An 18,507-nucleotide genomic window follows, 5' to 3' on the forward strand; every position below is an offset into this window, starting at 1 on the left:
CCTGCTTGCGTGTGCCCGTTGTATTACGCAATCGATATAGGCATAATCAAAGCGAAGCCTTTTGCGGAAGATGACATGCCCTGCCCCATTTCTGATCGTTGTGATCACCACAACACTCGCCGGACCTTGACGGCAAGGGTTTAGATGGCGTCTCGTGCACTCCCCCGGCTGTTGCGCCGATTGCTGCTAGCCATCGGCGCCATCCTGATCATCCTGGCGATCGCCGCGTGGGCGCTGATCGCCAATCCGCCGGAGCTGCTGCGCATCGGCGCCGCCTACGCCGCCAAAACCGTCTGCTCCAACGTCTTCGTCGCCGGCCGCGATAGCGCCGGCGTGCTGGCGCACGACGTCCAGGCGCCCGGCCACCCCATCCTCGAACACCTGGAAGTACGGATCGACCAGCAGCGCAAGGTGGTGCGCGCGGACTTGTTCGGCGTGATCGGCGGCGGTGTCGCGGTCTATCGTCCCGGCACCGGCTGCGCCGTCGTGCCGGACGGCGACGTGGCCCGGGCCTCGCTCTATAATTTCGTGCCCATCAAAATCTGGTCGCCGTCTCCCAGCGTGCCGTGGCCGACCGGTTCGATGGCGGACACCGCGCCTGCGGTGCAGGCGCTGGTGAACCAGGACGTGCTGTCCGGGCCGGGGATGCGCGGCATCGCCGTGATCCATCGCGGCCGGCTGGTGGCGCAGCGCTACGGCGACGGCTTCGCGCTGCGCACGCCGCTGCCGGGATGGTCGCTGACCAAGACCGTCAATGCCGCGCTGGTGGGCATGCAGATCGCCGAAGGCAAACTGTCGCCGCAACAAAGCGGCTTCTGGCCTGCCGGCGCCGACGGCCGCTCGCAGATCGCGCTGCCCCACCTGATGGCGATGAGCAGCGGCCTGCGGTTCGACGAGACCTATGGCGGCGTCTCCGACCTCACGCGTATGCTGTATCTGGAACCGGATATGGCGGCCTACGCGGCGGCCCAGCCGCTGCTACAACCGGCGGGCACGGTATGGAGCGATTCGAGCGGCACCGCGCTGCTGCTGTCGCGCATCTGGCAGCGCGCCGCCGCCGGCGCAACCGGGAATGACGGCGCCCTTCCCGCCAAAAACGGCCCGACATCGGTGGCCGTGCTGTCGCTGCCGCACAACCGGCTGTTCGCGCCGCTGGGAATGAGCAGCGCCTTGATCGAAGCGGACGCGCGCGGCAACCTGGTTGGTTCAAGCTATATGTTCGCCAGCACCCATGATTGGGCGCGCTTCGGCCAGTTCCTGCTGCAGGACGGCGTCTGGCAGGGAAAACGCATGCTGCCGGCCGGCTTCGTGGACGCCATGTGGCAGCCGGCACCCGCGTCGGGCGGCCAATACGGCCAGGGCCAGGTCTGGCGCCACGGACCGCAAGGCGCGACGCCGCCGGGACAAAATCCCGACCTGCCATTCAAGCTGCCGGCGGACACTTACTGGATGCTGGGCCACGACGGCCAGTCCATCGCCATCGTTCCCTCCAAAGGATTGGTGTTGGTGCGGCTAGGTCTGACGCCGGAGCGGCTGCGCTATCAGCCGCAAGCCCTGCTCGCTGCCGTCATCGAGGCGCTGGAACCGGATGCCGCGAAGTAGGGATAGTCACAGGCATTTGCCGCGCAGCGCGGCGACGATCACCCACGGGAGCGCATAAGGACCGACCACGCCGATGATGCCTATCCTTGCCGGCTGGTGCTTGAGCGCGTCGGCATGCAGGCAATCGGGCACCCTGGCCTGGTCGAACGCGGAGCTCATGATGCTTTCCGTCTTGCCCGCACTCAGCGCGCCGGCATCGCGATTGATGCCCGGATTGGTGCCTGGACTGGTGCTTGGATTGATGCCGGTTTTGGAATCCGCATCCTCGGCGACTGTCTCGCGCACGGCTTTCTGGATGACCACATCGGTCAAGCCGGTTGGCTCCCCGGCGGGCGCGGTTTCCAGTGCGGCGGGCATGGGCGGCTCGGGCTCCGGCGCCTGCCGCGCGTGAACCGGAATACCAACTGCCTGCACCGCCATCAGCCCCGCCATGATCATACGCCGCATGCCGTCTCCGTTCTTATTCCGTACCTTAGACCCGTTGTATATTCTCCGCCGGTGTCGCCGGGTTGTCCACCCGAACGGTATTGCGGCCGGCCTGCTTGGCGGCGTACAGCATTTTATCGGCGCGCATCAGCCAGTCGGCCGGCTTGCCGGATTTGTCCATGCCCGCCACGCCGATCGACACGGTGATCGGATGCCCCTCCATCAGCGGTTCGTCGGCGACCGCCGCGCGCAAGCCTTCGGCCAGCCGGCTGGCCGCGCCCAGACCCGCGCCGGTGGCAATGATGGCGAATTCCTCGCCGCCATAGCGGAAGATCTGGTCGGACGAACGGGTATGGTTGCGCATCAATTCGCACAGGCGTATCAACACCTTGTCGCCGGCCGCGTGCCCGTGCCGGTCGTTGACCTGCTTGAAGTGGTCAAGGTCGAGCAGCAGCAGGCACGATCCAGGATGCGGCCTGCGTTCGGCGGCATAGGCTTCCAGTTTGCCATCCAGTGCGCGGCGGTTGCCGACGCCCGTCAGGAAGTCGCGCTCGACCTCCGTATGCAGCTCCTGGTTTTGCAAGCCTGTACGGTACGAGAAGATGTAGGCGAACAGGTTGACCAGCGAAATCGTCACCACCACCGTGAACAGGTTGAGCAACGCCAGCTCGCGCGTCAGGATCGCCACCAGCACCAGCATCGACACGCTGTTGATAGCCAGCGCCACGGCGGGTCGCAACATGAAATAGGCGGCGATCATGGTCGGATAGACCCAGTACACCAGCGACAGCCCACGCAGGTGGATGGTGGCCAGCATGCCGGCCGAATAGAACAGCGTCACCCCCAGGCTGGCGGCCTTGTAACGCCCGGTGCGCCAGACATCGACGATCACCGCCAGCATGGCCGCCACCAGCGCCAGGTCGACGGCGGCGGATATCCAGCTGCCCTGCAGCAGCCGGTAGATACCGAACGGCAGGATGCTCGGTATGCTCAATGAGCACATCAACAACAGGATGACTTCTTCCTTGCTGCGCTTGCGGCGGGCCGACACCCAGGCCAGCCGGCCGCCAAACATCTTCTCTAATTCAGGCATAAAGGTAGTCGTCGTCTCTATAATTTTTTTCTATTTTTTATGACACCGGTGCGTGCGCCGGCGCCGGCGGCGCCGGACGTTCCCCGGCAGGCGCCTCGGCCTTGTGTTCCCCCGCCAGCAGCATGTAAACGGCCGGCACCACGAACAGCGTAAACAACGTTCCGATCGACAGCCCGGTGAAAATCACCAGTCCCATCGCGTGGCGTCCGGCCGCGCCGGCGCCGGAGGCGATCACCAGCGGCACCACGCCGAATACCATGGCGGCCGTGGTCATTAAAATCGGCCGCAGACGGGTGGCGGAGGCTTCCTCGATCGCTTCGCGCTTGCTCTTTCCGGCCGCTCGCAAGTGGTTCGCCACTTCGACGATCAGGATACCATGCTTGGAGATGAGTCCCATCAAAGTCACCAGCCCGACCTGCGTATAAATGTTGATCGACGCGAAACCGAGGAAGATGAAGGTCATCGCGCCGAACAGCGCCATCGGCACCGAGAACAGGATCACGATCGGGTCGCGGAAGCTCTCGAACTGCGCCGCCAGCGCCAGGAACACGATGATCACCGCGAAGGCCATGGTCATGACGAAGCCGCCCGATTCGGTCATGAACTGGCGCGACGAGCCGGAATAGTCGATCGAGTAGCCGGACGGCGCCACCTCCCTCACGGTGTTGCGCAGGTACTCGAGGATCTCGCCCTGCGACGCCCCGCTGACGCCGGAGATCGTGGCCGAATTGAGCTGCTGGAAGCGGGTGACCGATTCCGGCTGCACGCTGTACTTGATGCTGGCCACGGTGCTGGCCGGGATCATGCCGCCGCTGGGCGTTTTGATATAAAAGTTCAGCACATCGGACGGATTGAGGCGGTCCACCTGGCGCACCTGCGGGATCACCTTGTACGAGCGGCCGGAGATCGAGAAGTAGTTGACGTAGCCGCCGCCCAGCGCCGCCGCCATGGCGTTGCCGAAGTCCTGCTGCGTCAATCCCAGGGTAGTGAGCTTGTCGCGGTCCACCTCCACCCTGGCCTGCGGCGAGTCGATCTTCAGGTCGACGTCGGCGAAGTAGAACTTGCCGTCCTTGGTGGCCTTGGCCAGCACCGCCTGCGCCACGGTGTTCAGATTCTCGAAAGGCTCGGTGGTGGTGATGACGAATTGCACCGGCAGGCCGGAGCTGCCCGGCAGCGCCGGGAACTGGAACGCCGCCACGCGCCCGCCGGCGACGTTGCCCCATTTCTGCTGCAGCTCCTGCTGGATCTCGGCCGCCGAGCGGGTACGCTTGTCCCACGGCTTGAACAGCACACCGCCGATGCCGGCGTTGGTGGTCGGCACCCCGGTGATCTGGAACATCTGGTCGTATTCCGGCAGCGCCTTGGCGATATCGAAAATCTGCTTGGCGTAGGCCTGCATCTGGTCCGAGGTGGCGGTCGGCGCCCCGACCACCTGCGACAGCACGATGCCCTGGTCCTCCTCCGGCGCCAGCTCCGACTGCGACATCGTGAACATCACGCCCAGCAGCGCGCTTAGTATCACGCCCAGCACGATCAGCACCGGCCAGGTGTTGAGCAAACTATGCAACAGCCGCAGATAGCCGTCGTGGACCTTCCCGAACACGCGGTCGATCGCCTTGACGAACTTGCCCTGGTCCTGTTTGGGGTCGAAGAAGTAGGCGCACATCATCGGCGACAGGGTCAGCGCGACGATGCCCGACACCGCCACCGCCCCCGCCAGCGTGAACGCGAACTCGGTGAACAGCGCGCCGGTCAGGCCGCCCTGGAAGCCGATCGGCACGTAGACGGCGATCAGCACCACCGTCATCGCCAGGATCGGACTGCCCAACTCGCGCGCGGCCAGGATGGCGGCGTCGAACGGCTTCATGCCGGCCTTCATGTGGCGGTCAACGTTTTCCACCACGATGATGGCGTCGTCGACCACCAGCCCGATCGCCAGCACGATGGCCAGCAGTGTCAAAAGATTGATCGAATAGCCCAGCATCAGCATCATGAAGAAGGTGCCGATCAGCGACAGCGGCATGGCGATCACCGGCACGATCACCGCGCGCAGGCTGCCCAGGAACAGGTAGATCACCACCGTAACGATCACCAGCGCCTCCACCAAAGTAACCACCACTTCGTGGATCGAGGTGTTGATGAACTCCGTCGAATCGTAGACGATCTCCCCGGTCAGCCCCGTGGGCAGCTGCTCCTTGATCGCCGGGAAAGCCTCGCGCACGCGGTTCGCGACATCGAGGATGTTGGCCTCCGGCGCCACCTTGATACCGATGAACACCGAGCGCACGCCGCTGAAGGCGACATTGAAATCGTAGTTCTCCGACCCCAGCGTGACGTTGGCGATGTCCTCCAGCCGCACGATGGCGCCGCCGCTTTGCTTGACGGCCAACGCCTTGAACTCCTCCACCGTGTGCAGGTCGGTGCCGGCGGTCAGCGGCACGCTGACCATCTGACCCTTGGTCGAGCCCAGGCCGGCCAGGTAGTTGTTCGACGCCAGCGCGGCGCTGACCTCCGCCGCCGTCACGCCGTGGGCCGCCATCTTGGCGGCGTCGAGCCAGGCGCGCAGCGCGAACTGGCGCGCGCCCAGCAGCTCGGCCGTCTGCACGCCCTGGATCGAATCGAGCTTGGGCTTGACCACCCGCGCCAGGAAGTCGGTGACGTTATTGGTGGGCAGCGTGTCGCTGTAAAAGCCCATGTACATTGCGTCCGTGGTCTGGCCCATCTGCACCGTCAGCACCGGTTGCTGCGCCTGTTGCGGCAGCTGGTTGCGCACCGAATTGACTTGCGTGGTGATCTCGGTCAGCGCCCGGTTGGAGTCGTAATTGAGCAGCAAGGTGGCGGTGATGGTCGATACCCCGCTGTTGCTCGACGAGGACAGGTAATCGATGCCCTGCGCCTGCGCGATCGCCGATTCCAGCGGTTGCGTGATGAAGCCGGCCACGGTGGCCGCGTCGGCGCCGTAGTAGGTGGTTGAAATCGTGACCACCGCGTTTTGCGTTTTCGGATACTGGTTGATCGGAAGGCTGAACAGCGAGCGCAGGCCCAGCACCACGATCAGCAGGCTGACCACGCTGGCCAGCACCGGCCGTTTGATGAAGATGTCGGTAAAATTCATGGCGCGTCCGTCCTCACTGTTCCTGCGGCGTCGGATTCGGGCTGTTGGCCGGTTGCACCGTGTTGTTGATCACGGCCGGCGTGCCGTTCTTCAGTTTCAGCTGGCCGCTGGTGACGATGGTCTGCCCTTCCTTGATGCCGGTGAGGACGGCCACCTGGTCGCCGCGCGTGGGCCCGGTGGTGACGAACACCTCCTGCGCCACCAACTGCGGATTGCCCTTGTCATCTTTTGGCGGCGGCTTGCCCTGCTCCGCCTTGGCCGGCGCCAGCACGAACACGGTCGAGCCGTACGGGTTGTAGGTGATGGCCGTCTGCGGCAGTGTCAAATATTTTTTCACCTCGCCCTGATCCAGGCTGACGTTGGCGAACATGCCCGGCAACAGCTGGCGCTTGGCGTTGGCCACCGTCGCCTGCACCTGCACGTTGCGGGTGGCCGCGTCGACTTTCGGGCTGATCGCCGTCACCTTGGCGGGAAACGCCACGCCGGGCCAGGCGTCGCTGGTCAGGTTGAGCTTCTGGCCGATCGACAGGCCGGCGATCTGCTTTTGCGGCACGAAGAAATCGGCATACACGGTGTCGATGGTTTGCAGGGTCACCAGCACGTCGCCGGGATTCAGGTACTGGCCCGGATTGACGGCGGTGATCCCCAGCTTGCCGGCGAACGGCGCGCGGATGGTTTTCTTGTCGACCAGCGCCTGCTGCTGCGCCGCCAGCGCCTTGCGGCTCTTCAGGTCCGCCTCGTCGTTGTCGACCTGCGCCTGGCTGATGGCCTGCGCCGCCAGTTGCAGCTTGTCGCGCTTGAGCACCGTCGCCGCCAGGTCGGCCGCCGCCTGCAGGGAGCGCAGCTGGGCGATGTCGGATTCGGCGTTCATCTCGAACAGCACCTGGCCGGCCTTGACCTCGTCGCCGGACTTGAAATTGACCTTGCGTACCAGGCCGGCGATTTCCGTCGTCACGTCGACGCCGCGCACCGGCACCAGGGTGCCGACGGCGGTGAGCTGCGGCTGCCATTCCACCGCCGGCACCTTGATGGCGGTGACCACCTGCGCGCCCGGCTTGGGCGAGCTGGCGATGAGTTTTTGAATCTGAAGGTATTTTCCGAATGCCAGTACGGCGATCAGTAGGATGACACACCCTACCATGATGAGCATACGCTTGGTCATGAATCAGTCTCCTGCGTTTTTGGGATGTCCGAAGAAGTACGGTGCCGCGTAAATGATGGCGTGTATGGCCGCTAAGGGCTTTTGCTGATCGACGGCGCGGCCGACACCGGCGCTGCGGCCGGCACGCCGTCGGCGCGGTTCCACCAGCCGCCGCCCAGCGCCTGGAACAGCGCCGCCGTATCGGCGTAGCGTGCGGCCTGCGCCTGCACCAGGTTGATGTGCGCCTGTTGATAGCTGCGCTGCGCGTCGAGCAGCGCCAGGTAGCTGATCGCGCCCAGCTTGTATTGTTCGGTGGCCAGCGCCAGCGATTCGGCCGCCAGCGCCTCCGCCTCGGCCTGCGCCTTGAGCGTCAGCGCGTCCGAGTCGAGCGCGCGCAGGCTGTCGGCGACGTTCTGGAACGCCGTCAGCAACGTCGCGCGGTACTGCGCCGCCGCCGCGTCGTACGCCGCCTCGGCGGCGCGGCGCTGGGCGCTCAAGGCGCCGCCGTTGAAGATGGGCGCCGCCAGGCCGGCCGCCAGGTTCCAGACCGCGCTATTGGCGTCGAACAAATTGCCGAAGGTCGGGCTGGAGGCGCCGTAGCTGCCGCTCAGGGTGAACTGCGGATATTGCGCCGCCGTCGCCACGCCGACCAGCGCGCTGGCCTGGTGCAGCAGCTCCTCGCTGGCCCGGATGTCGGGCCGCTGGCGCACCAGCGCCGATGGCAGGGACACCGGCAGCGTCTCCGGCAAGGTCAGGGAATCGAGCGCGAATTCCGGCATGCCGGCCTCGCTGGGCAGCTTGCCCGCCAGGACCGACAACTGGTGGCGGCTTTGCGCCAGCGCTTTCTCCAGCGGCGGCAAGGTGGCCGCGACCTGCGCCACCTGGTTGCGCTGGCTCAGGATCGTGGTGCGCGGGATGGCGCCGTACTCGAACTGCTTCTCGATCACGCCGAGCTGTTTGTTCAACGCGTCGAGCACTTCGCGCGTGGCCTGGATCTGCGCGCGCAGCGAGGCCTCCTGGATCGCGGTGGTCACCACGTTGGCGCTCAGGGCCAGGTAGGTCGCCTCGACCTGGAAGCGCTGGTAGTCGACCGTCGCCCGCGCCGCCTCCAAGGTGCGGCGCGTGGCGCCGAAGACGTCCGGCGTGTACGACACGTTGACCGAGGCGTTATACAGATTGAAGACACCGGGCGCGCCGCCGGTGCTGGCGGCGTTGGCCCTCTGGCGCGACACGCCGAGCTGGCCGTTGACCGCCGGCCAGACCAGGTTGCCCGCCTGCGCGGCATAGTTTTCCTGCGCCTGGCGCAGGGTCGCCTCGGCCATCGCCATGTTGGGATTCTGCTCCAGCGCGTTACGGATCAACTGGTCCAGCGCCGGCGAGCGGAACACCGTCCACCACTGGGCCGGGATGTCCTGTCCCATTGAAAACTGCTGGGCCGCGCCGCCGGTGGGGGATGCCGGCGCGGCCGCGGTGCGCGCAGCGAGCGGGGTCGGCGTGTAGCCGTCCGTGGCGGCCGCCGGCGGCGCCGGTGTCTTGAAGTCGGGGCCCAGCGCGCACGCGCTCAAGCCGGCCGCGAAGGTGACCGCCAGGGATGCCGTCCCCAGCGCCCGCGTGGCCAAGCCACTATTGTGTTTTGCCATAACAAACTCCCGTTATGTTCAATACCGCCAAATCACCGGATAGTTATCCGACCACATGTTCGCATTTTTTACGGATGTGGTGTCTTTTTTGTTATGTGTGCGGCATTGTGTTGTGCGGCTGCAATTGAAACATCTGGGTATAATTTTTTGACAACTCCCGCCAAGGTGCCGACAAGCCTGTCGCCGCGATCACGGGACGACTCCGAGGAAATTATGATTAAACACATACTGAGAAAGTCGAAGCCTGCCCTGGCCTTCATGCTGCTGATCGGCAGCGGCGCCGCCATCGCCGCCCCGAGTTGCACCGCCACCTATGCCACGCGCGACGACTGGGCGACCGGTTTTGTCGTCGATGTCGTCGTCAGGAATACCGGCACCGCCGCCGTCAGCGGCTGGAAGGTCAGCTGGACCTATGGCAGCCCGGTCACCTTGGCCAATCCACCGTGGAACGCCAATGTCAGCATCAACGGCAACACGGTGACCAGCACCGACAACGGCAGCAACCCCGGCATCGCCCCCGGGGGCAGCGTCAGCTTCGGCATGCCGCTGTCCTATTCGGGCAGCAAACCGGCGCCGGGCGCGATCACCGTCAACGGCACCAACTGCGTCGACACGACGACGCCGACCAATCCGGCGCCGCCGGCCGCCTCCTCCAGTCTGTACGTCGATCCGCAGTCGAGCGCGGCGGTCTGGGCCAGGAACAATCCGAGCGACGGCCGCTCCGCCGATATCGCCAGCCGCATCGCCAATCAGCCGGGCGCAAAATGGTTCGGCGGCTGGAGCGGCGACATCGGCAGCGCCGTCGGCAGCTACGTCGGCGCGGCGGCCGCCGCCAACAAGATTCCGGTCCTGGTGGCCTACAACATTCCCGCGCGCGATTGCGGACAGGCCAGCGCCGGCGGTGCCGGCTCGCTGGCGGCCTACCAGGACTGGATACGCGCCTTCGCCACCGCGCTCGGCAACCGCCAGGCGATCGTCGTGCTCGAACCGGACGCGCTGCCCCAGCTCGATTGTCTCGACGCGAACGGCAAGGCTGCGCGCGTGCAACTGTTCCAGTATGCGGTGACGCAGTTCAAGAACCTGGCGACGCGCACCTCGCTGTATCTCGACATCGGCAACAGCAGCTGGCTGGCGCCGGCCGAAGCGGCGACCCGGCTGGCCAACGCCGGCATCGCCAACGCCCACGGTTTTTCGCTGAACGTGTCGAACTACCGCACCGATGCGGAAAGCAACGCCTACGGCGTGGCCGTCAGCAACGCGCTGCAACAGCAAAATGGCTATGGCAAACCGTTCATCGTCGATACCAGCCGCAACGGCGCCGGCCCCAACGGCACGCAGTGGTGCGATCCCGCCGGCCGCAAAATCGGCGTGCCGTCGCGCATCAACGCGGCGGGTAGCCAGCCGGAAATGACGTTGTGGATCAAGTCGCCGGGCGAGGCGGATGGTTGCGCGGCGGCGGCCGGCACGTTCTCGCCGGACCTGGCCTATAAACTGATCTACGGCTATTGAGAGGGATAGCGGGCGCGCCCATGAGGGCGTACACGCAAAAAAAAAGGCTTTGCCACGACGGCAAAGCCTTTTTTAGGGATATTTTTGGGAATCAGGCCAGCGCGGCCGCCACCACGCCGTAGGCGCGATTGGCTTCGGTCAGCGAGAAAGCCGATGGGCCGTCGACCAGTGCGTCGGTCGAGCGCTCGCTGCTGCGATAGGTGATCGGCAGCTGATAGCGGCGGCGTTCGTCTTCGCTGATCTTGCCGTCGTTGTTGAGGTCGGCAGCGGCGTGTTCCTTGCTACGCACGCCCAACACGCCGTCTTCGCTAACGCCAGGCAACGGTTCAGGCGACACCAGGTTTTCCTGGGCGCCGTTGTCCAAGCCGTACTTGGCTTGGAAGATCTGTGTTTCCGGACGCATGGCCAGGCGTTTCAAGCCGTCGTCGAATTGTTTCAAGGCTTCTTTCAAGCCGGTGTCATCCGACTCCGTCACGGCCTTGACCATGGCGCTGGCCTTCTCGGCGGCGCTGATTGTGTTGCTGGCCTCGCTGGAATCGACTTGCGTCGGCGCGTTAAACCCCGGCAGCGACAAATAGGAGGCCACGGATGCGTTCAGCTCGAAACTTTGCGGGTCGTTCGATGGATCAGGCTTTTTGTTCGGGTCGAGCGCGGCCTCTGCAACAACTGCTGCAAACCGGGTGGCGCCACCTATGGCATTTATCATAATCATCATCGACTCCTGTTGGGAGATTCCTCACAGCACAATTCTATCAATAAATTTACCGACAGGCACCATTTTTAGCGGGCTCCAGCGGCAAATAGTTGATTTTTCACACGAAAAAACGCTGCCGTGATCATCAAAATTTATCGTTTTTCGATTGTCATAGTTTCTATTCATAGATACAACTTGCAATGTGCTAGCCGATGTTGTTTTATTGGCCAGTCCACCTTGCGGGATTGGTCAGACCACCGTAGAATTAATTGCAGGAATTGGCAAACTTACATCGCCGTCCTGTGCGCGACCTTCGCACCACTGACCTTTACGACAGATTTTTGACCAACCACGAGCTCGGCGCTTCCTGCGTCCTCCTCGCGGTGGCACGGCATACGCGAGGTGTGCCGATCGGCGACCGGCAAAGACCGGCGTTGTTGAACTCAATATCTGGAGACAAAATGCACACCTCACTACACAAAGCCGTGGCCGCCGCATGTATCGCGCTGGCCGCCGGCGCCGCGCACGCGGCCGCCGATCCGCTGCACAACGCCATCATCACCGCCAGCTACAACGGCCAACCCGGCGGCATGCTGGGCGCCGACCACCTGTTCGCCGATGAAGCGGGCAGCAATGTCAGCGGTCTCGATCCGATCGAGCCCGGCACCGAATTCCTCACCAGCGATTTCCTGCTGGGCTTCGATTTCGCGCCCGACGGCCGCCTGACCATCTTCAACAACGGCGCCCTCCCCGCCGGCGCCTATAGCGCCACCTTCGATTTCGGCACCACCTTGGCCGCGCCCATCGTCGGCTTCAGCGTGCTCGATGCGGGCATCACCACCGGCATGCCGGTGCTGAACATCGTCAACGGCCACACCATCTCGATCGACCTGTCCGACGTGACGTGGAACGGCGATTTCAGCGCGCTGGCCACCGCGATCACCTTGCAAGGACCGGTGGCGGCGGTGCCCGAACCGGCCACCGCCTGGATGATGATGGCCGGCCTGGCCGGCGTCGGCATGCTGGCCCGCCGGCGCCGCTCCAATGGCAGCGACACCAATACTGCGCCCCGCTAACAACGCCCGTCCAGACTAGGAGCTTGACATGAAACTGACTCGCTTCAGGGCCGCGTTACGCCTGTCCTGTTCACTGCCCGTCCTGCTGTCGCTGATGGCCGCCACCGCCGCCGGCGCAGCCGCCATCGATCCCGCGCTGCAAACGGCGCCGGCCGACGGCTTCGCCGGCCAGGCCGGCGGCACCATCGGCGGTTCCGCCGCGATCCCGTCGCAGATCTACACCGCCACCAATCGCGCCGAGCTGCTGGCAGCGCTGCGGCGCGGCGCCGCCAATCCCAAGATCGTCAAGCTGCGCGGCACCATCGACATGAGCGAAGGCGTTCCGTTCGCGAACACCGGCGACCAGGCCAGCCGGGGGCTGATACGCCTGCCCAGCAACACCACCCTGATCGGCGAAGGCGCCGGCGCCGGCATCGTCAACGGCCATATCGTCGTCGCCGGCGTCTCCCAGGTCATCGTGCGCAACCTGAAGATCGTCAACCCCTGCGATGTCGGTCCTGTCTGGGACCCGAACGACGGCGCGCTTGGCAACTGGAATGCGGCCTTCGACGCCATCGGCGTGACCACCTCGGATCACGTCTGGATCGATCACAACACCTTCACCGACGGCGCCATGACCGACGACAAGCTGCCGATCGAGAATGGCCAGATCAAGCAGTGCCACGACGGCGCGGTCGACATCACCAAGGCGTCGGACTTCGTGACGGTGTCGTACAACGTCTTCGGCCAGCACCGTAAAAACAACCTGGTCGGCTCCAGCGACGGCGACAGCGCGGATACAGGCAAACTGCGCATCAGCTTTAGCAACAACGTCTTCCGCGACATCGTCAGCCGCGCGCCGCGTGTGCGCTACGGCCAGATCCACATGTTCAACAACTACTTCGTCGGCAGCAAGGCGAATCCGGTCTACCCGCACGAATACTCGATCGGCGTGGGCCACGCGTCGCAGATCCTGTCGCATAACAACGTGTTCGACATCGCCGGCGCCGCCGCGCCCGGGACTCAGCCGGTTCGCTGCGACGACGTCATCGAACCGATAGGCGGCACCGTCCCCGGCGCCTTCAAGGACAGCGGATCGGCGCTCAACGGCGCAGCACTTGCCGGCTGCTCGGTGCCGAACGGCGTCGCCTTCACGGCGCCGTATGCATATGCGGCGCGTCCGCTGGCGCTGGTCAAGGCCAACGCGCTGGCGCAGGCCGGCGGCGGCAAGCTGTCGACCGCCATCAGCGGCAGCGGCGACGTCACGCCCGACGCCACCGTCACCCTGAACTGCCCGCCGTCGGGCCTTTACTTCTGCGACGACTTCCAGAACGGCGGCACCGCAAACTGGAACCTGTTGCCGGTCGCGGGCGCCAACGGCAGCTTTAGCGTCAAGGCGGAAAGCGTCGGCGCGACCAATCTGGTGATGCAGTACACCGCCGCATCGACCGGCGGCGTGCTGGCGCTGCTCAAGCCGGCCGCGCTGGGCGCCGTGCCATCGGCGGACTACTACGTCGAGGCGCGCATCAAGCCGATGACCAACAGCACCACCGGCAACAAGCAGCTGTATCTGATCACCCGCTACAAGGACACGGCCAACTGGTATGGCGGCGGCTTGAATGTGCAGAACAGCACCGCCACCACGCAGGTGGAAATCGCCCGCATGCTCAACGCCACCTTGTCCCGTCCCAAACAGGTGCGCAAGCCGATCGCGATGGATGCGCAGTTCTACACGGTGCGCTTCGAGATGATCGGCACTTCGCTGACGGTCTACCTGGACGGCGAAGCGCTGGGCACCGTCACCGACGCCTCGTTCGCGGAGCGCGGCCTGGTCGGCTTGTACACCACCAACAAGTCGTTCCAGATCGACGACGTGCGCATCGGCGATCCATCGCTCAAACCATCGCAACTGACGCTCAATCCGGCGTCGCTGAACTACATCGCCGAAGTGGGCGACACGCCGCTGACCGTCAACGTCAACGCCGTCAAGCCGGATGGCGGGGCGGACTCCTTTACTGCGGTTTCCAGCAAACCGGGCGTGGCCGCCGTCGCCACCAGCGGCGGCTTGCTGACCATCACGCCGGTCGGTGCGGGCACCGCGACCATCACCGTTACCAGCGGCTCGGATCCCACGCTGCAGCGGACCATCGCGGCCACCATCAGTCCCCGGTTCGTGCAGCCGTCGCAAGCCTACCCGTTGAACGGCGCCACGCAACCGGCCGCCGCCGCGCCCTCGGCCCACGTCGATTCCGCGCTCAAACTGACCTTCGACAGCCCGCCGACGCTGGGCGCGGGCGGCAGCATCCGCATCTTCCGCAAGGCCGACGACGCGCTGGTCGATGTCATCCGCCTGTCCGGCGAGACCGATATGCTGGGTTACACCGGCCAGGCGACGATCCGGAAGGTCAACACCACGCCGATCACCATCAACGGCAACACGGTGACCATCAAACCGCACAGCAACAAGCTGGAATACGGCACGGAATACTATGTCGCCATCTCCAACGGCGTGTTCACCGGCGCCTCGCTGGGCGGCATACCGTTCGTCGGCATCGGCAAACTGGGCGACTGGTCGTTCACCACCCGCGCGGCGGGACCGGCGCCGGGCAGCGCCAGCGTGACCGTGGGCGGGGCCGACGACGCCGACTTCAGCACCGTGCAGGCGGCGCTCAATTACGCCATGAAGGACGTGGCGGCCAACGATCCGCTGACCATCACCGTGCGCAACGGCACGTACACGGAACTGCTTTACCTGCGGGGCAAGAACAACGTCACCATCGTAGGCGAAAGCCGCGACGGCGCCGTCATCCAGTACACCAACTACGACAGCCTGAATAGCGGCACCGGCGGCAGCCAGTCGCCCGACAGCTCGGCGACCTCCGGCGGCCGTTCTGTGATGCTGGTGGAAGCGGCGGACATGCTGACCATCGACACGCTCACGCTGCGCAACACGACGCTGCGTTCCAGCGCCATCTCGGCGCAGGCGGAGACGATCTACTTCAACAACGACAGCGGCCGGCTGGTGGCGAAGAACGCCGCCTTCTTCAGCGAGCAGGATACGTTGAACCTGAAGGGCTACGCCTGGTTCTACCGCAGCCTGGTGGCGGGCAATGTGGACTTCATCTGGGGCGGCAGCCGCGCGGCCCTGTTCGAGGAAAGCGAGATCCGCTCCGTCGGCGACACCACCAGCACCACCGGCGGCGGCTACATCCTGCAGGCGCGCGTGCCCAACGCCACGGACAAGGGTTTCGTCTTCCTCAACAGCAGCCTGACACACGGACCCGGCCCGGGCCCGCTGCACGGCGACGTGCCGGACGGCGCCACCTGGCTGGCGCGCAGTCCTGGCGGCACCACCACGTGGGACAACATCGCCTTCATCAACACGAAGATGGACAGCCATGTCGCCGCAGCCGGTTGGGCCGGCGCTGGCGTCAACGGCCAGCCGGCGCCGAATCCGGTCGTGCCGACGGCCGCCAGCGGGTGGCGCGAGTACGGCAGCACCACCTTGGGCGGCGATCCGCTCAACCTGGCGGCGCGCGTGGGCGGCTTCCAACTGAGCGCCTCGGATGTCGCCGCCGGTTTCGCCAACCGCGCGCTGGTGTTCTCGGCCTGGAACGGCGGCGCGGGTTGGGACCCGCAACCTTGATAGCTAACGAAGAAACGCCGCAAGCGCCTGGTTGAAGGCTTCGGGCGCTTCGATGTTCGAGATATGGGACGCGGCCAGCGTGACGGTGGCCGCGTCCTTTATCTTTTGCTGCATGAAGGCCGCGTCAATTGTGGTCGTCACCGGGTCTTGCGATCCGGCGATGATCAGCGCCGCATTGGGTATCGTATGGATTTGCTCACGCAGGTCGGCGGCAGCCAATGCGTCGCAGCAGGCCGCGTAGCCGTCCGCGCTCCCCTGCCGCATGGTTTCGACCAGCGCCGCCACCCGCTCCGGTTCGCGGGCAGCAAAATCCGGCGTGAACCAGCGGCCGGCCGCGCCGTCGGCGATGCAGGCCAATCCATCTTCGCGCGCCGTCCGTGCGCGCTGTCCCCAGCCATCCGCCGTGCCGACGCGCGCGGCGGAATTGGCGATCACCAGTTTGTCCATCCTGTCATACGCGTACACACCGAGCCACTGCGCGGTCAAGCCGCCCATCGAGAGCCCGCAAAAGTGCGCATGGCTGATGCTCAGATAGTCCATCAGCGCCAGCACGTCGCCGCCCAGCTGCGCCAGCGTGTACGGGCCGGCGGGACTGGACGAGCGGCCGTGTCCGCGCGTGTCGTAGCGGATCACGTGATAGTTCTTGCCGAATTCGCGCGCCTGCGTGTCCCACATCTCCAAAGTCGTGCCGAGGGAATTGGAGAAGATCAGCGCCGGCAGGCCTGGCGAGCCCTCGGTTTCGTAGTGAATTCCATTTGCGACCGGCATGGGCTACCCTTGGTCGCCGCCACCGACCGGCAACACCGTGCCGGTGATGTACGACGCTTCATCCGACGCCAGGAACAGGATGGCGTTGACCTGCTCGGCGATGCTGCCATAGCGATGCATCCAGCTGCTGGCGATGGTCTGGTCGACGATGCCCTGGTACCAGCGCTGTTCCTGTTCGCTCAAAGGCTGCGGATTGCGCGGCACCTTGCGCGGCGGCGCCTCCGTGCCGCCGGTCGCCACCGCGTTCACGCGAATGCCATCCCGCGCGTGCTCCATCGCCAGCGCGGCCGTCATCGCGTTGACGCCGCCCTTGGAGGCGGAGTAAGGCACGCGATAGATGCCGGTGGTGGCGATCGACGACACGTTGACGATGGCGCCCCGCTGCCGCTCCACCATATGCGGCAACGCGGCGCGGCACGACCACATCGTCGGAAACAGCGAGCGGCGGATCTCTGCCTCGATTTGCTCGGGCGCGTATTCCTGGAACGGCTTGGCCCAGATGGTGCCGCCCACATTGTTGATCAACACATCGACCGCGCCAAACGCCGCCAGCGCGGCGGCGACCATGTTTTCCGCGCCATCCCACGTTTCCAGGTCGACGTTGACTGCAATCGCCTTCTCACCGTCCGCGCGCACCTCGGCCAGCACCTCTTCGATCAGTTGCGAACGGTCGGCCAGCACCAGTTGTGCGCCCTCCCGCGCCAACGCCAGCGCCACGCCGCGCCCGATGCCTTGCGCCGCGCCGGTGACGATCACCGTGCGGCCTTCGAAACGTCGCGCGCGCGTCATGCCGCCACCTCGCTGCTGGCCGAGAACTTCTCGAAGTAGAAGTTCGCCGGTGTCACCCCGCACTCGCCCAGCCAGCGCTTGACCGCGTCGACCATCGGCACGGGTCCGCACAGGTAGACATCGACATCGCCGCCATTGAGCCAATCCTCATCCACATGCTGCGTAACGTAGCCTTTGCGCGGATGCGCGCTTTCCCCCGCCGCCACGCAGGTGCGGTAGCTGAACTGGGGATGCGCTGCGGCGATGCGTTCGAGCGCCTCCAGCCCGACCAGGTCCACATCGTTGGTCACGCCGAACACCATGCGCACCGGCTGGGTGAAGCCGGACGCCGCCAGCACCGCCAGCATCGACAGGAACGGCGCGATGCCGGTGCCGCCGGCCAGCAGCAGCAAGGGTCGCGCCACCTCTCTCAGATAGAAGCTGCCATACGGGCCCGAGAAGCTGATGGTCTGCCCTGCCGTGGCCTGGCGCGACAGGAACTCGCTCATACGGCCGTTCGGCACATTGCGGACGACGAAATCGACCTGCCTGCCGCCCGGCGGGGAGCTGAAGGAATAGGAGCGCGTCAGCGTGGTGCCCGGCACGTCGACATTGACGTATTGGCCGGACAGGAAGTCCAGGCTGGCCGCCGCATCGAGTTCAATCGAGAAGCCGATGGTGGTGCTGGATAGCTGCCTCACTTCACCGAGGTTGCCGGTGTAGCGCGACACGCCCGTCTTGCAGGCGGCCGACGTGGCTGGAATCCGCACCACGCAGTCCGACGTCGGCTTCATCTGGCACGCCAGCACGTGGCCCTTGGCCGCGTCTTCCGGCTCCAGCGCGTCCTCGATGTAGCTCGATTCCGGCATGTCGTAGCGGCCCGATTCGCAGAAGCCACGGCAGGTGCCGCAGGCGCCGTCACGGCAATCGAGCGGAATATTGACCTTCTGCCGGTAGGCCGCATCGGCCAGCTTTTCATTCTCGTTGCATGAAATGAAGCGGGTCACCCCGTCCTCGAACTGCAAGGCGATGTTGTAGCTCATCGTCGTC

13 protein-coding genes are annotated in these 18,507 nt (G+C 65.3%); 4 read left to right on the plus strand and 9 right to left on the minus strand.

Annotated features, from left to right (window positions below; genetic code table 11):
• Nucleotides 1-144 precede the first annotated feature (144 nt).
• A complete protein-coding gene (locus AC07P1_RS19945; protein ID WP_494697444.1) occupies nucleotides 145-1,602 on the plus strand; it encodes a serine hydrolase domain-containing protein in 1,458 nt (485 codons plus the stop codon).
• Between the two features lie 6 nt (nucleotides 1,603-1,608).
• On the opposite strand, the gene AC07P1_RS19950 is transcribed toward AC07P1_RS19945, so the two are convergent.
• The 5 genes from AC07P1_RS19950 to AC07P1_RS19970 form a co-directional block, all read right to left on the minus strand.
• Entirely contained in the window at nucleotides 1,609-2,049 is a 441-nt protein-coding gene (locus tag AC07P1_RS19950; RefSeq protein WP_494697445.1) for a hypothetical protein, read from the minus strand.
• Nucleotides 2,050-2,074: 25 nt separating this feature from the next.
• A complete protein-coding gene (locus tag AC07P1_RS19955; protein ID WP_494697446.1) occupies nucleotides 2,075-3,121 on the minus strand; it encodes a GGDEF domain-containing protein in 1,047 nt (348 codons plus the stop codon).
• A 37-nt stretch (nucleotides 3,122-3,158) separates the two neighbouring features.
• Nucleotides 3,159-6,236, minus strand: coding sequence for an efflux RND transporter permease subunit (locus AC07P1_RS19960; protein WP_494697447.1), 3,078 nt, complete (start codon nucleotides 6,234-6,236; stop codon nucleotides 3,159-3,161).
• 13 nt (nucleotides 6,237-6,249) lie between these two features.
• A complete protein-coding gene (locus AC07P1_RS19965; protein ID WP_494697448.1) occupies nucleotides 6,250-7,398 on the minus strand; it encodes an efflux RND transporter periplasmic adaptor subunit in 1,149 nt (382 codons plus the stop codon).
• A 71-nt stretch (nucleotides 7,399-7,469) separates the two neighbouring features.
• A complete protein-coding gene (locus AC07P1_RS19970; RefSeq protein WP_494697449.1) occupies nucleotides 7,470-9,017 on the minus strand; it encodes an efflux transporter outer membrane subunit in 1,548 nt (515 codons plus the stop codon).
• Between the two features lie 213 nt (nucleotides 9,018-9,230).
• On the opposite strand from AC07P1_RS19970, the gene AC07P1_RS19975 reads away from it, so the two are divergent.
• Nucleotides 9,231-10,526, plus strand: coding sequence for a glycoside hydrolase family 6 protein (locus AC07P1_RS19975; protein WP_494697450.1), 1,296 nt, complete (start codon nucleotides 9,231-9,233; stop codon nucleotides 10,524-10,526).
• A 91-nt stretch (nucleotides 10,527-10,617) separates the two neighbouring features.
• Here the strand turns inward: AC07P1_RS19975 and AC07P1_RS19980 are convergent, their stop codons facing one another.
• Nucleotides 10,618-11,238 carry an EF-hand domain-containing protein gene (locus tag AC07P1_RS19980; RefSeq protein ID WP_494697451.1) on the minus strand — a complete coding sequence of 207 codons (621 nt, stop codon included), beginning with the start codon at nucleotides 11,236-11,238 and terminating at the stop codon, nucleotides 10,618-10,620.
• Between the two features lie 443 nt (nucleotides 11,239-11,681).
• Between AC07P1_RS19980 and AC07P1_RS19985 the strand changes: the two genes are divergently transcribed.
• Nucleotides 11,682-12,296 carry a PEP-CTERM sorting domain-containing protein gene (locus tag AC07P1_RS19985; RefSeq protein ID WP_494697452.1) on the plus strand — a complete coding sequence of 205 codons (615 nt, stop codon included), beginning with the start codon at nucleotides 11,682-11,684 and terminating at the stop codon, nucleotides 12,294-12,296.
• Nucleotides 12,297-12,324: 28 nt separating this feature from the next.
• Nucleotides 12,325-15,921, plus strand: a complete 3,597-nt coding sequence (locus AC07P1_RS19990; protein ID WP_494697453.1) for a pectinesterase family protein — start codon at nucleotides 12,325-12,327, stop codon at nucleotides 15,919-15,921.
• A gap of 3 nt (nucleotides 15,922-15,924) precedes the next feature.
• On the opposite strand, the gene pcaD is transcribed toward AC07P1_RS19990, so the two are convergent.
• The 3 genes from pcaD to benC are packed head-to-tail and all read right to left on the minus strand — an operon-like array spanning nucleotide 15,925 to nucleotide 18,500.
• A complete protein-coding gene (pcaD, locus tag AC07P1_RS19995) occupies nucleotides 15,925-16,689 on the minus strand; it encodes a 3-oxoadipate enol-lactonase (RefSeq protein ID WP_494697454.1) in 765 nt (254 codons plus the stop codon).
• 3 nt (nucleotides 16,690-16,692) lie between these two features.
• On the minus strand, nucleotides 16,693-17,478 hold the full coding sequence (locus tag AC07P1_RS20000; RefSeq protein WP_494697455.1) for a 1,6-dihydroxycyclohexa-2,4-diene-1-carboxylate dehydrogenase: 786 nt from the start codon (nucleotides 17,476-17,478) through the stop codon (nucleotides 16,693-16,695).
• On the minus strand, nucleotides 17,475-18,500 hold the full coding sequence (benC, locus tag AC07P1_RS20005; RefSeq protein WP_494697456.1) for a benzoate 1,2-dioxygenase electron transfer component BenC: 1,026 nt from the start codon (nucleotides 18,498-18,500) through the stop codon (nucleotides 17,475-17,477). Before benC ends, AC07P1_RS20000 begins: the two co-directional genes overlap by 4 nt.
• Nucleotides 18,501-18,507: the final 7 nt, after the last annotated feature.

This window comes from Duganella sp. GW821-FHT07F09, from assembly GCF_059418705.1.

Coding starts and splice junctions, on each gene's coding strand:
- AC07P1_RS19945 (WP_494697444.1), top strand. CDS start 145: ATGGCGTCTCGTGCACTCCCCCGGCTGTTGCGCCGATTGCTGCTAGCC.
- AC07P1_RS19950 (WP_494697445.1), bottom strand. CDS start 2,049: ATGCGGCGTATGATCATGGCGGGGCTGATGGCGGTGCAGGCAGTTGGT.
- AC07P1_RS19955 (WP_494697446.1), bottom strand. CDS start 3,121: ATGCCTGAATTAGAGAAGATGTTTGGCGGCCGGCTGGCCTGGGTGTCG.
- AC07P1_RS19960 (WP_494697447.1), bottom strand. CDS start 6,236: ATGAATTTTACCGACATCTTCATCAAACGGCCGGTGCTGGCCAGCGTG.
- AC07P1_RS19965 (WP_494697448.1), bottom strand. CDS start 7,398: ATGACCAAGCGTATGCTCATCATGGTAGGGTGTGTCATCCTACTGATC.
- AC07P1_RS19970 (WP_494697449.1), bottom strand. CDS start 9,017: ATGGCAAAACACAATAGTGGCTTGGCCACGCGGGCGCTGGGGACGGCA.
- AC07P1_RS19975 (WP_494697450.1), top strand. CDS start 9,231: ATGATTAAACACATACTGAGAAAGTCGAAGCCTGCCCTGGCCTTCATG.
- AC07P1_RS19980 (WP_494697451.1), bottom strand. CDS start 11,238: ATGATTATGATAAATGCCATAGGTGGCGCCACCCGGTTTGCAGCAGTT.
- AC07P1_RS19985 (WP_494697452.1), top strand. CDS start 11,682: ATGCACACCTCACTACACAAAGCCGTGGCCGCCGCATGTATCGCGCTG.
- AC07P1_RS19990 (WP_494697453.1), top strand. CDS start 12,325: ATGAAACTGACTCGCTTCAGGGCCGCGTTACGCCTGTCCTGTTCACTG.
- pcaD (WP_494697454.1), bottom strand. CDS start 16,689: ATGCCGGTCGCAAATGGAATTCACTACGAAACCGAGGGCTCGCCAGGC.
- AC07P1_RS20000 (WP_494697455.1), bottom strand. CDS start 17,478: ATGACGCGCGCGCGACGTTTCGAAGGCCGCACGGTGATCGTCACCGGC.
- benC (WP_494697456.1), bottom strand. CDS start 18,500: ATGAGCTACAACATCGCCTTGCAGTTCGAGGACGGGGTGACCCGCTTC.